Source organism: Pseudonocardia sp. ICBG1293, assembly GCF_020131355.1.
Taxonomy (GTDB): domain Bacteria; phylum Actinomycetota; class Actinomycetes; order Mycobacteriales; family Pseudonocardiaceae; genus Pseudonocardia.
In genome coordinates this window covers 246434-260982 of the sequence record NZ_JAHLEL010000051.1, presented here as the reverse complement: position 1 = coordinate 260982, position 14549 = coordinate 246434, and the positions used below count along the sequence as shown (strand labels likewise).

The following is a 14549-nucleotide window of genomic DNA, read 5'->3' as shown; positions in this document are numbered from 1 at the left end:
TCACCGCGCGCCCGCCGGGCGGGGGCGGGCCGTTCCTGCTGCCGATGACGGCGCGGCGGATCGTCGCGTTCACCGCGCTCGCCGCGTCGACGGCGGTGTCCGCGGGCCTGCTGGCCGCCACCGCGGACGGCGCGGTGATCGTGCAACGGCTCGGGAACTGGCCCGCGGGCATCGCGATCCCGCTGGCCGCCGACGCGTTCGGCACGATCATGCTGACCGTCACCGGGGTGCTGGGGATCGCCTGTCTGGCGTTCGCCGCGGTCACCGGATCCGACACCGACCGCGCGTTCCTGCCGCAGTCGCTGCTGCTGCTCGCCGGGGTGCACGGCGCCTACCTCACCGCGGACCTGTTCAGCCTGTTCGTGTTCATCGAGGTCATGCTGGTCCCCAGCTACGTGCTCATCGCGACCGGGCGGGGCCCGGAGCGGATCGCGGCGTCGCGGCTGTACCTGACGGTGAACCTGCTGGCCTCGACCGTGTTCCTGGCCGGGCTCGGCCTCGTCTACGGCGTCGCCGGGACCGTGCAGCTCGGCGACCTCGCCGGGCGCGCGGTGACCGACCCGGCGCTGGCGGCGGCGACCGCGGTGATCCTGCTGGCGCTGTCGGTGAAGGCCGCGCTGGTGCCGCTGCACAACTGGCTGCCGCGGGCCTACACCGCCGCCCCGGCCGCGGTCACCGTGCTGTTCTCGGGCCTGCTGACCAAGGTCGGCGTGTACGCGCTGTTCCGCGTCTACTCCGTCGTCTACGACGGCGACCCGCGCTTCCTGCCCGTCGTCCTGGTCGCGGCGCTGCTGACCATGGTCGTCGGGGTGCTCGGCGCGGTCGGTGCGGGCGGCATGCGTCAGATCTCGACCTTCCACATGGTCAGCCAGATCGGCTACATCGTGCTCGGCCTGGCGATCTCCACCCCGGCCGGGCTGGCCGCCGCGATCTACTTCCTGGTGCAGTACGTGCTGGTCAAGGCGGCCCTGCTGATGGTGGCCGGCGCCGTCGAGCAGTACGTCGGCACCGACACGCTGTCCCGGCTGGGCGGGCTCGCCGCCCGCAACCCGGCGACCGCGGTCGCGTTCGCGCTGTCGGCGCTGAGCCTGGCCGGGATCCCGCCGCTGTCCGGGTTCGTCGCGAAGCTGGCGCTGGTCGTCGGGGCGGTCGAGGCCGGGATGGTCACCGCCGCGCTCGTCGCGGTCGGGGTCAGCGTGGTCACGCTGCTGTCCATGCTGAAGATCTGGAACGGCGCCTTCTGGGGCGGCGACGCCCCGGAACCGGACCCCGGGGCCGGCGCGGGCACCGTGGTCGCGCTGCGGGTCCCGGTCCGTGCGGTGGTCCCGGCGCTGGCGCTGGGGTCGCTGTCGCTGCTGCTCGGGCTGTGGGCGGAGCCGCTGCTGGCGCTCTCGACGGTCGCCGGACAGGGTCTCGCCGACACCGCCGCCTACGTCGGGGCGGTGGGCACGCCGTGACGACCCGTCGACGTGCACCCGGCCGCGGCGGGCGCGCCCGCGCCGCGGTGGGGTTCCTGCTGTGGTTCACCGGCGAGTTCTTCCACGCCAACGCCGTCGTGCTCCGCGAGGTCCTCACCCCCGGGCACGGGATCGACCCGGCGGTCGTCCGGGTCCGGCTGCGGTCGCGGAGCATGGTCGAGATCGCGTCGATCATGAGCCTGCTGAGCCTGACGCCCGGCACACTCGCCCTGAACCTCACCACCGGCTCGCGCAGCCCGGAGCTGCTCGTGCACGGCATGCACGCCGCCGATCCCGAACAGCTGCGCGCGAGCGTGCACGAGATGGAGGACAGGTTGCTGGCGTTCCTGCGTCGCCCCGCCCCGGGCGTCGTCGACCTCGATCCGGAGGAGACCTCGTGAGCATCCTGCTGCTGGACGCCGGGATCGTCGTCCTGGCGCTCGGCCTGCTGGTCGCCGTCGGGCGGGTACTGGCCGGGCCCACCGACGCCGACCGCGGGCTGGCCGTCGACTACGGCTTCGCGGTCGTCGTCGGGCTGGTCGCGCTGCTCGCGGTGCGGCTGGGCTCCACCGCGATGCTGGACCTCGTCGTCGTCGCGACCCTGGTCGGGTTCCTCACCACGGTCGCCGTGGCCCGGCTGATCTGGGCGGAGAAGGGGGCGAAGCGGTGAGCGTGCTCGTCGGCGGACCGGTGCAGAACGCGATCGGCGGGGTCGTGCTCGGTGCCGGGGTGCTGCTCGTCGCCGCCGGCGCGGTCGGCATGGTGCGCCTGCCCGACGTCTACAACCGCACGAACGCCGTGACCAAGGCCGCCGGGCTCGGGATCGTCGCGATCCTCGTCGGCGTCGCGGTCCTGGTGCCCGAGCCCGGGGTGCTGCTCACGCTCGGCGTCGCCGTGGCGCTGCAGCTGTTCACGATCCCGATCGCGAGCTTCGCGATCGGGCACGCCGCCTACCGCTCCGGGGCCCCCTCGACCCCGTCCACGCTGCGCGAGGACGCGCCCGGCTCCGGCGAGGACGGCTGAACGGTCCGCACCTCGCGGGCACGGGCGTCGGCGTCGATGTCCTCCCCCAGGTCGTCGACGACGAGTGCGCTCCGGTCGATCGCGCCGCTGCGGTAGGCCGACCGCCCGACCACCTGCGAGATGACCGGCGCCGTCAGCACCTGGAACAGCACGACCAGGATCAGCGTCGAGGAGCTCTCGAACTCCAGGTTCACCGCGACGCCCAGCAGGATCAGCAGCAGCCCCAGGGTCTGCGGCTTGGTGGTGGCCTGCAGCCGGGCGGGCAGGTCCGGCAGCCGGACCAGCCCGAGCGCGCCGAGCAGGCAGGACAGCCCACCGGCGAGCATCAGCGCGGCGGAGACCACGTCGAGCACGTCGAGCACGCCCATCAGCGGTGCCGCTCCCATCGTTCGACCAGGCGGGCCGCCGTCGCCGAGCCGACCAGTGCGATCAGCGCGACCGCGGCCAGCAGCGGGATGTTCGACCCGTCGGAGTAGATCGCCGCGTACACGGCGGCCGCGGCCACGATCAGCACGACGAACACGTCCAGCGCCGCGATGCGGTCCAGCGTGGTGGGGCCCTTCAGCAGCCGCCACATCGTCAGTGCCGCCGCGGCGGTCAGCATGATCAGTACCAGCGTGTGGACGACGGTCACCGGTCGTTCCTCCCCGCGTCCGAGTCCTCGGCCGCGACCGCGGTGACGGCGGCGGCGCAGCGGTCCCGGTCCTCCTGGCTGCCCACGGCGTCGATCACCCGCATCTGCAGCCGCATCATGTCCCGGCGGAGCCGTTCCACGGCGCCGGGCCGGTGCAGGCCGAGCGCGTAGACGTACCAGCGGTGCCGGGCCCGGTCGATCTGGAGCGTGAAGCTGCCCGGGGACAACGCGCACGCCGCGACGATCGTCGTCGCGGTCCGGTCCGAGCCGGTGCACAGCGGCAGCCCGACGATGCCGGACCGGGCGCGCGGCCCGTGCCGCAGCGTCACCATGCTGACCCGGACGCCGGACACGACCAGGTCCGAGGCCAGGAACCCCAGCAGCCGGAGCAGCTTCCAGGGGCGGAAGGGGAGCCGCTCGGGCATCAGCGGCAGCGGGAAGATCGCCGTGACCGCGGCCCCGACCAGCACCCCGCCCACGATCGCGGCCGGTGAGACGCTCCCCCACAGCAGCACCCACACCAGGGCCAGTGCGAGCACCTGCGGGACCCGACGGCGCACGCTCCCGCCGCGGGCGGACCCGCCCATCGGCTCGGCGACGGTGTCCGGCACCGGCGGGGGCACCCGGGCGGGGGTGGGGGCGTGGTCGGGCTCGGGCGGGTCGCCGACCTCGGCCGCGCCCATCTCCGCCTCCCGGCGGGCCTCCGGGGAGGCCAGCACGCCGTCCTCGCGGTCGTCGCCGTCGGGGCGGCCCTGCGGCTCCGGACCGTCGGCCGTGCCCGCGCCGCCGCGGCTCGGGGTCTGCTCGCTCACGAGGTCACCTCCGTGTCGTCGCCGGCCGCGGTCCGCACGGTCGGGCTCCCGTCGACGTCGCCGGGCCGCCCGCTGGCGCTGATCGTGCCGTCGCTGCCGGGGTCGGCACCCGGGCCGAGGACGGCGCCGGTGTAGCCGGTCCGGTCGTGCAGGTCCACCCCGGCCCGGGCGGTCACCCCGGACAGCGGACCGGCGAACAACGCGATCGCGACGCTGACCGCGACCAGCGCGGACGCGCCGACGTACATGCCGCGGGCGCTGCGGGCGGTCCCGACGACCAGCTCGTCGTTCGGGTCGTCGTCGGCGAGGGGTTCCTTCGGCGCACCCCAGAACACCCGCACCCAGACCCGGGCGACGGCGTAGAGGGTCAGCAGGCTCGCCAGCACGACGACGGCGGCGACCAGCTCCCCGGCGAGGCCCGCCCCCGCGCCCGCCTGCAGCAGCGCCAGCTTCGCGACGAACCCCGAGGTCGGGGGCAGCCCGGCCAGGGTGATCGCGGGGATCGCGAACAGCACCGCCAGGTGCGGGGCCTGTTGGGCCAGCCCGCCCATCTGGGAGATCGACACCGTCCCGGTCCGCCGGGTGATCAGACCGCTGACCAGGAACAGCGTCGCCTGCACCGTGATGTGGTGGACCACGTAGAGCCCGGTCCCGGCGATGCCGTCGGGGGTGTGCAGGGCCAGCCCGAACACCATGAACCCGATGTGGCTGACCAGCAGGAACGACAGCAGACGGTTCAGGTCGTCCTGCGCGACGGCGCCGAGCGCGCCGACCACCATCGTCACCGCGGCGATCACCAGCAGCAGCGTCGAGGGGGTGTCCTGCGGGAAGACCAGGGTCTGGGTCCGCAGCAGCGCGTAGATGCCGACCTTGGTGAGCAGTCCCGCGAACAGGGCGGTGACCGGCGCGGGCGCGTTCGGGTAGCTGTCGGGCAGCCAGAAGTGCAGCGGGACGATCGCCGCCTTGATGCCGAACACCACGATCAGCACCAAGGCGAGCACCGCGCGCAGACCCTCCGGCAGCGCGCCCATCCGCCCGGCGAGGTCGGCCAGGTTGACCGTGCCGGTCGCGGCGTAGACCAGGCCGACCGCGGTCAGGAACAGCAGCGACGAGGTGAGCGACACGATCACGTAGGTCATGCCGGACCGGATCCGCGACGCCGAGGTCCGCCGGGTGATGAGCACGTAGCTCGAGGCCAGCATGATCTCGAAGGCGACGAACAGGGTGAACAGGTCACCGGTCAGGTAGGCCAGCGACACCCCCGTCGACAGCAGCAGGAAGATCGGGTGGAAGGTGGTGCTGGCGGTCTCCCGGCCGTAGTCGGAGATCCGCTGGTCGATCGCGTAGACCAGGACCGCGAGGGTCACCACCGAGGAGATGAGCAGCAGCAGCGCCGACATCCGGTCGGCGACCAGGACGATGCCCATCGGGGCGGGCCAGCCACCCAGCTCGGCGACGACCGGACCGTAGGTGTCCGCGGCGACCAGGAGCACCGCGCCGACGACGCAGACCAGGGCCAGGGTCACCACACCGATGACCCGCTGGGCCGAGGCACGGCGGCTGACGACGACGCTGGTCGCGGCGCCCAGCATGGGCAGCAGCACCGGCAGCGTGACGAGGGCCTGGAGCGGGGTCACCTGCGGCCCTCCTCGAGCTCGTGGGAGTCGGCGGTGTCCTCGGGCTCGGCCTCGGTCTCGTCCGCGGTGCCCTCCTCCATCGCGCCCTTGGGCTTCTGCCGGTCGGCGATACGGCGGTCCTCCACGTCGTCCTGCACCTCGTCGTGCCCGACGAGGGTCCAGGAGCGGTAGCCCAGCGCCAGCAGCAGCGTGGTGAGGGCGAAGGTGATGACGATGGCGGTCAGTGCCAGTGCCTGCGGCAGCGGGTCGGCGATCTGCTCGGGCAGCACGGCGTCGAGGATCGGGGCCCGCCCGGGCGGACCGCCGGAGACCTGCAGCAGCAGGTTCGCGCCGTGCCCGAGCACCACGATGCCGATCAGGATGCGCATCAGCGACCGCTGCATCAGCAGGTAGAAGCCCACCGAGTACAGCACCGCGAGCACGATCGCCATGCTCAGGTTGATCGTGGTGTTCACCCGCGGCCACCTCCGCCCGGGACGTCCTCGCCGGCCTCGCGGGCGTCACGGGCGATGCCGGAGCCGAGCGAGCGCAGCAGGTCGAGCACCACGCCGATGATCAGCAGGTAGACGCCGACGTCGAGCAGCAGGCTGCTGACGATGTCGAGGTAGCCGAACGGGCCGAAGGTGACCGTCCACTTGACCGAGGCGAGCACCGGGTCGCCCCAGGTCACCGGGGCCAGCGCGGTGAGCACCGCGACGATCAGGCCGGTGCCCACCAGCACCGGCGGGCGGATCCGGAACCGGGAGCCCAGGTTGTCGTCGCCGCCCGCGATGTGGCGCAGCACGAACGCGAGCCCGGCGACCAGGCCGCCGGAGAACCCGCCGCCCGGGCCGTAGTGCCCCTCCAGCAGCAGGAACACCGAGAACACGAGCACCACGGGGAACAGCAGCCGGGCCGCGGCCTCCAGGACCAGGGTCCGTTCGCGGACGTCCGGGCAGGTACCGGTGAGCATCCACCGCCCGCTGGGCTGGTCCATCCGGGCCCAGCTCTCGGCGTCGCCGGCCGGGGACGCCGGCTTCTCCTGCGAGGCCGTCATCCGAGCACCTCCATCTCGTGCTTCGGCGATCCCGAGCCGCTGCGCACGACCGTGCCGCCCTTCTTCTTGTCGTAGCGGGTCGCGAGCACCAGGCTCGCGGTACCGGCCGCGCAGATCAGCAGCACGGTGATCTCCCCGACCGTGTCGAGTGCGCGGAAGTCCACCAGGATCGCGCTGATCAGGTTGGTCGCGCCGGCCTCCGGAGCCCCCGCGATGAACGGCCCGGTGGTGGCGGGCGGCAGCGTGCGGGCCCCGGACAGCACCACGGCCATCCCGGCGACGAGCACGCCACCGACCGCGGCGACCGCGGCCTTGGGGGCACGGACGCGGCGCTCGGTGTCCGGCTCGTCGAAGTGGGCGGGCAGCCGGCGCAGCACGAAGACGAACGCGACCAGGGTGAGCGTCTCGACCAGGAACTGGGCGAGCGCCAGGTCGGGGGCGCCGTCGATGACGAACAGCCCGCCGATGCCGTAGCCGACCGCGCCGACCAGCAGCACCGCGGTGAACCGGCGGTGCGCCAGGCAGAGCGCGATCGCCGCGACGATCACCATCAGACCGACCGGGACCTGCATGATCGAGTGGTAGGGCGCCTGGTCGGTCGGGTACGTGCCGGTGACGGCGATGACCGGGCCGGGCAGCGCGATCAGCGTCGCGAGGATGCAGCCGAGGTAGACCGGCAGCGACCCGATCTGGAGCCGGCCGGTCACCGTGATCGCCGACCGCTCCAGCCCCGTCACGACGGCCTCGTACCCCCGCTGGGCGGACACGTGCGGCACCGAGAGGTGCCCGGTCAGGGACTGCCCGTAGCGGTGCAGGAGGAGCCCGCCGACCACCGCGATCCCGGTGAACAGCAGCGGCAGCCCGGGGGTGTGCCAGAGCGCCAGCTCGTAGCGGGCCGCGTAGGCGTCGCCGAGCGGGGGCAGCGACGCGGCGTAGGAGGCGGCGAGCTGCTGGACCAGCGGCGCGGCGAACCCGGCCGCGATCCCGGTGAGCGCGCACAGCCAGGCGGGCCCGGACAGGCCGAGCGGGACCGGGTCGCCGCCGGTGGGGTGGCTGCCCTTGGTCGCGAACGCGCCCCAGAGGAACCGCGCGGTGTAGGCGACGGTGAGCAGGGAGCCCGCGACCAGGCCGATCGCCGTGATCCAGCCGCGGACACCGCCCTCGAGCACGAACGCCTCGAACGCGGCCTCCTTGCCGACGAACCCGAGCATCGGCGGGAGACCGGCCATCGACAGCCCGGCGAGCGTGGCGATCACGGCGAGCCCGCGACGGCGGCGCCCGAGCCCGCACAGCTCGCGCAGGTCACGGGTACCGCACGCCTTGTCGATCGCCCCGACGACCATGAACAGCGGTGCCTTGAACAGTCCGTGCGCCAGCAGCATCGCGATGCCCGCGAGACCGGCGACCCGCGAACCGGACCCGAACAGCACCATGAGGAACCCGAGCTGGGAGACGGTGCCGAAGGCCAGCAGCCGCTTGAGGTCGGTCTGGCGCATCGCCCGCCAGCCGCCCAGCACCATCGTCGCCAGGCCGAGCACCATCACCGGAGCCCACCAGACCGGGTGCACCGAGAAGGCGGGTCCGAGCCGCGCGACGAGCACGACGCCGGCCTTCACCATCGACGCCGCGTGCAGGTACGCCGAGATCGGCGTCGGCGCGGCCATCGCGTAGGGCAGCCACGGGTGGAACGGCAGCTGCGCGGACTTGGTCAGCGCGCCCAGCAGGATCAGCACGAGCGCCACCGAGAGCCCGAGCGGGCTGTCGGGGGCCAGCGTGCCGGAGGTCGCGGCAGCGGTGATCTCCGGGATGGAGTAGGTGCCGGCGAGCTGGCCGAGCAGCACGATCCCGAGCAGCATCGCCAGCCCGCCGAACACGGTGACGACCAGCGCCTGGACCGCGGCCCGCCGGTTCTCCCGGTACTGGCCGCCCTGTCCGACGAGCAGGAACGACGTCAGCGACGTCAGCTCCCAGAACACGTACAGGGTCAGCAGGTCGTCGGCCAGGACCAGGCCGAGCATCATCCCGGCGAAGGCGACCAGCAGCGCCGCGGAGCGGGCCGCGTCGGTGGAGCGCGGCCCGAAGTACCAGGCCGCGTAGATCATGATCAGCGCTCCGACGCCGGAGACGAGCACGATCATCGCGATCGCGAGCGCGTCCATCCGCAGGCTCAGCGTCAGTCCCAGCTCGGGTGCCCACTCGATGCGGTCGGTCACCCCGCCGGAGAGCGCGGCCGGGGCCTGCGTCATCGCCCACACGAGGGTCACGGCGAGCAGGGCGGCGCCGGCACCGAACGCCAGCCGCCGGTGGTACCGGGCGAGCGCGGGCAGGCACAGCGCCAGGACGAGATGGGCGGCCACGACGGCGAGCACCGACACCTCCTGGAGTCACGGGGTCGTTCGGACCAGCGGTTCCGCTCACGTCACGGCCGGACCCGGGGAGCGCCGGAAGAGGCCGCCGCACGATCACCGGAAGGGACGCGGCGACGACGCCGGACTCATCCTATCGGCCGAACCGGACGTTCCGCCCGTGACCGTACCGAGGCTCACGCCCGGAGCGGGACGGCGAAGCACCGGGAGCGGGGATCGTTCCGGTACACACCGAAGTTGCTGGTCCGACGGTATCCGCTGCTCTCGTACAGCGCGATCGCAGCGTACTGGGGATCGCCCGTCTCGAGGATCATGCGGCGACGCCCGGCGGCGGCCGCCGAGCGCTCCAGCGCGGTCAGCACCGCCCGGGCGTGTCCCCGCCCGCGTGCGGCCGGCTCGACGTACATCCGCTTCAGCTCGGCGTCGCCGTCGCGGAGCCCCGGGTCGGCCGGGTCGGCGTCGACGGCGCGCCACGCCCCGGTCGCGACGGGGACGCCGTCCTCGTAGCCGACCAGGAACAACCCGGACGGGGCGCGGAAGTCGGCCGGGACGACGGGTGTGACGTCACCGTCGCCGTAGACCTCGCCGTAGAACGCCTGCAGCCGCTGCATCAGCGGTGTGACGTCCGGATGGTCGATCGCCGACACCCGCAGCTCGAGCTCCCCCACCCCCTCATGATCGGTCCCAGGTGACCGGCAGCGCACGCAGCCCTCCGGTGAGGACGTCCGAGCGCAGCTCCAGCTCGGTGCGGTCCACCGCGAGGCGCAGCGACGGGAACCGGGCGGGCAGCGCCCGGAACACCTCGGTCAGCTCGACCCGGGCCAGGCTCGCGCCCACGCAGAAGTACGGCCCGTGCCCGAACGCGAGGTGGGTCGGCTTCCGGTCGGGATCGAAGTCCGCGGCCGCGTCGAAGTGCCGTGGGTCCCGGTTCGCCGCCCCCGGGGCGAGCAGGATCGCGTCCCCCTCCGGGATGTGCACCCCGGCGATGTCGATGTCGGCGTGCGCGTAGCGCGGGATGCCGCCGTTGCCCCCGCTGGGCACGGCCAGCCGCAGGACCTCCTCCACCGCGCCCGCGGACCGCTCCGGGTCCGCCACCAGTGCCGCCCACTCCCCCGGGCGGTCCAGCAGCAGGACGGTGCCGGTGTCGATCCGCCCGACCGTCGTCTCGTGCCCGGCGAACAGCAGGCCGGCGCCGAGCGCGGCGAGCCGGTCGCGCTGCTCGGGCGCCGAGCCGAGCGCGGCGAAGTCGGACAGCACGTCCTCCCCCGGCTCGTCGTCCTTGCGGTCGATCAGGCCGCGGACGTAGGCGAACAGCGCCTGCGCGGCGGCCTCGGCACGGGGCCGGTCGTGGAGCAGCCCGAGCTCGCCGGACCAGCGACGGAACTCCTCACGGTCGGCGAAGGGGACGCCGAGCAGCTCGCAGATGACCAGGACCGGCAGCGGGAAGGAGAACAGCTCGTGCAGGTCGCAGCCGGGGCCGGCGGCCTCGACGACGTCGAGCCGGCTGTGCACCAGCTCGGCGACGTGGCCGGAGAGCCTGCGCATCCGCCGCGCCGAGAACGCGGGCGCGAGCAGCTTGCGCATGACGGTGTGGTTGCTCCGCTCGGTCTCCGGCGACTCGCCGCTGGGTCCGCCGAAGATCATCGAGTCGGAGATGCGCGCGGCCCGCTCCGGCTCGGGATGGCTGCGGCCGAGCCGGTCGTCGGCGAACAGGGCGCGGGCCTCGTCGTAGCCGGTGACCAGCCACGCGACGTCGCCGGCCGGGGTCCGGACCGGGGTGATCGGGGACCGCTCCCGCAGCCGGGCGAACAGCGGTGGGAGCTCGAGGACGTCGTGGCGCGGGAACGGGAGGCGCGGCAGGTCCGTGGCGTCGGGACCGGTGGTGGTGGTCACCCGCCCGACGGTACGAGCGCGGGCCGGCACCCGCCTCCGTCCCGGGGTGGACATCGGGTCGATCCCCGGCCGGGCGCGACGGCGCGACCGAGCGGCACGATCCGCACCGCGCGCGGTGATCCGTCGCCCGCGCGGGCCCGGACACGCGCGCCGAGCGGATCAGCGCGCGGACCGCGGCCGGCCGGGCCGTGACCGGGGGTCAGACCACCGCGGTCCGCTCCCGCGGCGCCCGGTCCACCCGGTGCGCTCCGGCCCACACCAGGACCAGGCAGAGCGCCTGCACCCCGGCGACGACGAGCAGCAGGACCGGGTACCCCGCGACCCCGGTCAGGGCGGACAGCAGCATCGGCAGCAGGAAACCGGCGTAGGTCAGCGAGTAGAACACCGCGGTGAGCCCGGCCAGGTGCTCCGGCGCGGCGATCCGCTGGACCTCCTGCAGCCCGGAGAGCAGCACGAAGCCGTAGCCGGCGCCGAGCAGCGCGGCCGCGCCGAACGCCACCGGGACGGAGCGGCCCGCGGCGCCCGCCGCGGCCACCACCGTCCCGACCACGACGAGTGCGAGCCCGATCCGGGTGGCGGCGAGCGGCGAGCGGGCGTCGATCACCCGGGCCGCGGACTGGGCGAGGAACCCGCAGCCCAGGGTGACGGCGGTCAGCAGGGTCGCGACGAGCAGCCCGTAGCCACCGACGACGTCGCCGAGTGCGGTCGGCTGCACCGCGAACGACAACGCGGCGGCGCCGAACACCCAGGGTGCGGCGGGCAGTACCAGCCACCGGAAGCGGGGGTGCACGGCAGCGGGCACCCGCAGGTCACGCAGCCAGGACCGGGAGCGGCCCGGCACCACCGTCTCCGGGGCCGCCACGAGCCACCAGGTGACCGGGACCATCAGCACGATGTGGACCAGGTAGGGCAGCTCCATCGGCAGCGGCGCGAACTGCGCGAGCAGCCCGCCGACCAGCGGCCCCAGGCCAAAGCCCGCGGTGAGCGCGAGCGCGGCGCGCCGGGCACCCTCGCCCTCCCCGGACAGCTCCTTGACCCACGTCGTCGCCACCGCCATCGCGACGCCGATGCACAGGCCGAACAGCAGCCGGCCCGCGTAGAGCAGCCCCTCGGAGAACGCGCCGAGCGCGATGACCGCGCTGGCCGGGATCGACGCGGCCGTGGCGGGCAGCAGCACCCGCCTGCGGCCCCAGCGGTCCGACGCCGGTCCGCCGACGAGCAGGCCCGGGGCGAGACCGAGCACGTAGACGCCGAAGAACGCGGCGACCACGGTGGCCGAGTAGTGGCCCTGCTCGCGGTACATGACCATCAGCGGGCTGAACTGGTTGGCGCCGTACCCGACACCGAACAGCACCAGCGCGGGCCGCATCCACGGCTTCACGATCGGTTCCCTCCTGGCCACGACGAACGCCCCCGGGAACGCGTCCCGGGGGCGTCGTCGTCGACGGTGGTGGTGGTGCGGCCTCAGGCCGCGGACTTGGCCCGCTGGCGCCAGCGGGTGAGCGTGCGCTCGGTGTAGCCATTCGGCTCGGTCGCGCCGCTGAACACCAGCTCCAGGGCGGCCTGGAACGACTCGCTGGACTCCAGGTCCTTGGCCATCGCGGGATAGCCGTCCTCACCGGCGTTCTGCTCGTCCACCACGGCCGCCATCCGGGCGAAGGTGTCGCGCACCCCCTGCTCGTCGACGATGCCGTGCCGGAGCCAGTTCGCGACCAGCTGCGCGGAGATCCGCAGGGTGGCGCGGTCCTCCATCAGCCCCACGCCCTCCAGGTCGGGCACGGTGGAGCAGCCGATGCCCATCCCGACCCAGCGCACCACGTACCCGAGGATCGACTGGGCGTTGGTCTCCAGCTCGTGGGTCACGGCGTCGGCCGGGAGCGAGGCCGCGTCGGTCACCGGCACCTCCAGCAGCCTGCGCCGGTCGGCGGTGGTGCGGGACGCGATCTCGTCCTGCACCGCGTGCACGTCGACGCGCAGGTAGTGCAGGGCGTGCAGGGTCGCGGCGGTGGGCGAGGGCACCCAGGCGCAGTTCGCACCGGCCTTCGGGTGGCCGATCTTCTGCTCGATCATCTCGGCCATCGCGGCGGGCTTGGCCCACATCCCCTTGCCGACCTGCGCGGTGTGCGCGAACCCGGCGGCGAGCGCGACGTCGACGTTGCGGTCCTCGTAGGTCGTCAGCCACGTCGTCGACTTCATGTCGCCCTTGGGCAGCACCGGCCCCGCGGCGAAGCAGGTGTGGATCTCGTCGCCGGTGCGGTCGAGGAAGCCGGTGTTGACGAAGATGACCCGGTTCGCGGCCTCGGCGATGCAGGCGGAGAGGTTGACGCTGGTCCGCTTCTCCTCGTCCATGATGCCGATCTTGAGCGTGTTCGGGGTCAGCCCGAGGGCCTCCTCGACCGCGCCGAAGAGCTCGACGGTGAGCGCGACCTCCTCCGGCCCGTGCTGCTTCGGCTTGACGATGTAGACGCTGCCCGCGCGGGAGTTGGTGTGCGGGCCCTTCCCCTGCAGGTCGTAGAGCCCGGCGCCGGCGGAGACCAGCGCGTCGAGGACGCCCTCGGCGACCTCGCCGCCGTCGGCGGTGCGCACGGCGTTCGTGGTCATGTGGTGGCCGCAGTTGCGGACCAGCATGAGCGAGCGCCCGGGCAGGGTGCGGGCGGAGCCGTCGGGCGCGGTGTACTCGCGGTCGGGGTTCACCCGCCGGGTGACCGTCTTCCCGCCCTTGGTGAACTCCGAGGTCAGATCGCCGCGCAGCAGCCCGAGCCAGGTCCGGTAGGCGAGCGTCTTGTCCTCGCCGTCCACCGTCGCTACCGAGTCCTCGAGGTCGACGATCGTGGTGACGGCGGACTCCAGGACGACGTCGGCGACGTCGGCGTGGTGCTGGCGCCCGACCTGCGTCGTCGGGTCGATCGTGATCTCCAGGTGCAGCCCGTTGCGGGTGAGCAGCACGGCGCCGCGACCGTCACCGTCGACCGGGCGGAACCCGGCGAACTGCGCGGGGTCGGCGAGCCCGACGGTGCCGTGCGCGGTGGTGTCGGCGACGACGCCCTCGGTGCCCGCCCGGTAGGCGGAGACGTCGGCGTGGCTACCGGTGGCCAGCGGGAACAGCTCGTCGAGCAGCTCGTCGGCGGCGGTGATCACCTGTGCGCCGCGGCGCTCGTCGTAGCCCTTCGCGAGCTCACCGTCCTGCGGGAGCGCGTCGGTGCCGTAGAAGGCGTCGAACAGCGACCCCCAGCGCGCGTTGGCGGCGTTGAGCGCGTAGCGGGGCACCGTGGAGGGCACGACCAGCTGCGGGCCGGGGACCTCGGCGATCTCCGGGTCGACCCGGTCCACGCTGATCGTCGGGGACTGCTCCGGGAGCAGGTAGCCGAGGTCGGTGAGGAAATTCTCGTACTCCTCCACCGAGCCGGCTCCGTGCTCGCCGTGCCACTCGTCGATGCGCGCCTGGATCTCGTCACGACGCGCGAGGGCCTCGGCGATCCTCGGGGCGAAGCGCTCCTGCAGCCGGGCCAGGGTCGCCCAGAAGTCGTCGGCCGTGAGGTCGACGTCGGACAGGAGCTCGCCCTCGACGAAGGACCTCAGGTGCTCGTCGACCTGCAGGCCGGCGGTGTCGGCCATCTGTGACCACCCTCTCCGTGTGGATGTCAGGACTGGTCGTATTTCTACCAGTGGATTATCTTTTCCGCATCACGGA

15 protein-coding genes are annotated in these 14549 nt (G+C 73.6%); 4 read left to right on the top strand and 11 right to left on the bottom strand.

Annotated elements, in window-relative coordinates; genetic code table 11:
- Positions 1 to 44: 44 nt before the first annotated feature.
- From KPF47_RS27180 to mnhG (KPF47_RS27165), 4 genes are read left to right on the top strand one after another with little or no spacing between them, the layout of a single operon-like run.
- Complete coding sequence (locus KPF47_RS27180; RefSeq protein WP_224391669.1) at positions 45 to 1457, top strand: monovalent cation/H+ antiporter subunit D family protein; 1413 nt, start codon at positions 45 to 47, stop codon at positions 1455 to 1457.
- Positions 1454 to 1858, top strand: a complete 405-nt coding sequence (locus KPF47_RS27175; protein WP_224391668.1) for a Na+/H+ antiporter subunit E — start codon at positions 1454 to 1456, stop codon at positions 1856 to 1858. Before KPF47_RS27180 ends, KPF47_RS27175 begins: the two co-directional genes overlap by 4 nt.
- A complete protein-coding gene (locus tag KPF47_RS27170) occupies positions 1855 to 2127 on the top strand; it encodes a monovalent cation/H+ antiporter complex subunit F (RefSeq protein WP_224391667.1) in 273 nt (90 codons plus the stop codon). Before KPF47_RS27175 ends, KPF47_RS27170 begins: the two co-directional genes overlap by 4 nt.
- The gene (mnhG, locus tag KPF47_RS27165; protein WP_224391666.1) at positions 2124 to 2480 is read left to right on the top strand and encodes a monovalent cation/H(+) antiporter subunit G; all 357 of its coding nucleotides are present in this window, start codon (positions 2124 to 2126) and stop codon (positions 2478 to 2480) included. Before KPF47_RS27170 ends, mnhG (KPF47_RS27165) begins: the two co-directional genes overlap by 4 nt.
- Here the strand turns inward: mnhG (KPF47_RS27165) and mnhG (KPF47_RS27160) are convergent.
- The 11 genes from mnhG (KPF47_RS27160) to KPF47_RS27110 all read right to left on the bottom strand — a co-directional run bounded on the left by mnhG (KPF47_RS27160) (position 2408) and on the right by KPF47_RS27110 (position 14473).
- Complete coding sequence (mnhG, locus tag KPF47_RS27160; protein WP_308015506.1) at positions 2408 to 2866, bottom strand: monovalent cation/H(+) antiporter subunit G; 459 nt, start codon at positions 2864 to 2866, stop codon at positions 2408 to 2410. The genes mnhG (KPF47_RS27165) and mnhG (KPF47_RS27160) overlap by 73 nt on opposite strands.
- Entirely contained in the window at positions 2848 to 3114 is a 267-nt protein-coding gene (locus tag KPF47_RS27155) for a monovalent cation/H+ antiporter complex subunit F (RefSeq protein WP_062400930.1), read from the bottom strand. Before KPF47_RS27155 ends, mnhG (KPF47_RS27160) begins: the two co-directional genes overlap by 19 nt.
- Entirely contained in the window at positions 3111 to 3926 is an 816-nt protein-coding gene (locus KPF47_RS27150; protein WP_224391665.1) for a Na+/H+ antiporter subunit E, read from the bottom strand. The genes KPF47_RS27155 and KPF47_RS27150 overlap by 4 nt, the downstream gene beginning before the upstream one ends.
- A complete protein-coding gene (locus tag KPF47_RS27145; protein WP_224391663.1) occupies positions 3923 to 5563 on the bottom strand; it encodes a Na+/H+ antiporter subunit D in 1641 nt (546 codons plus the stop codon). Before KPF47_RS27145 ends, KPF47_RS27150 begins: the two co-directional genes overlap by 4 nt.
- Positions 5560 to 6018, bottom strand: coding sequence for a Na(+)/H(+) antiporter subunit C (locus KPF47_RS27140; RefSeq protein ID WP_308015505.1), 459 nt, complete (start codon positions 6016 to 6018; stop codon positions 5560 to 5562). Before KPF47_RS27140 ends, KPF47_RS27145 begins: the two co-directional genes overlap by 4 nt.
- Entirely contained in the window at positions 6015 to 6599 is a 585-nt protein-coding gene (locus KPF47_RS27135) for an MnhB domain-containing protein (protein ID WP_224391662.1), read from the bottom strand. Before KPF47_RS27135 ends, KPF47_RS27140 begins: the two co-directional genes overlap by 4 nt.
- A complete protein-coding gene (mbhE, locus tag KPF47_RS27130; protein WP_224391661.1) occupies positions 6596 to 8968 on the bottom strand; it encodes a hydrogen gas-evolving membrane-bound hydrogenase subunit E in 2373 nt (790 codons plus the stop codon). The genes KPF47_RS27135 and mbhE overlap by 4 nt, the downstream gene beginning before the upstream one ends.
- Before the next feature lie 173 nt (positions 8969 to 9141).
- Entirely contained in the window at positions 9142 to 9576 is a 435-nt protein-coding gene (locus KPF47_RS27125) for a GNAT family N-acetyltransferase (RefSeq protein ID WP_224391944.1), read from the bottom strand.
- A 61-nt stretch (positions 9577 to 9637) separates the two neighbouring features.
- A complete protein-coding gene (locus KPF47_RS27120; RefSeq protein ID WP_224391660.1) occupies positions 9638 to 10858 on the bottom strand; it encodes a cytochrome P450 in 1221 nt (406 codons plus the stop codon).
- A 199-nt stretch (positions 10859 to 11057) separates the two neighbouring features.
- A complete protein-coding gene (locus tag KPF47_RS27115) occupies positions 11058 to 12239 on the bottom strand; it encodes an MFS transporter (RefSeq protein WP_374108898.1) in 1182 nt (393 codons plus the stop codon).
- Positions 12240 to 12322: 83 nt separating this feature from the next.
- A complete protein-coding gene (locus KPF47_RS27110) occupies positions 12323 to 14473 on the bottom strand; it encodes a malate synthase G (RefSeq protein ID WP_224391659.1) in 2151 nt (716 codons plus the stop codon).
- Positions 14474 to 14549: the final 76 nt, after the last annotated feature.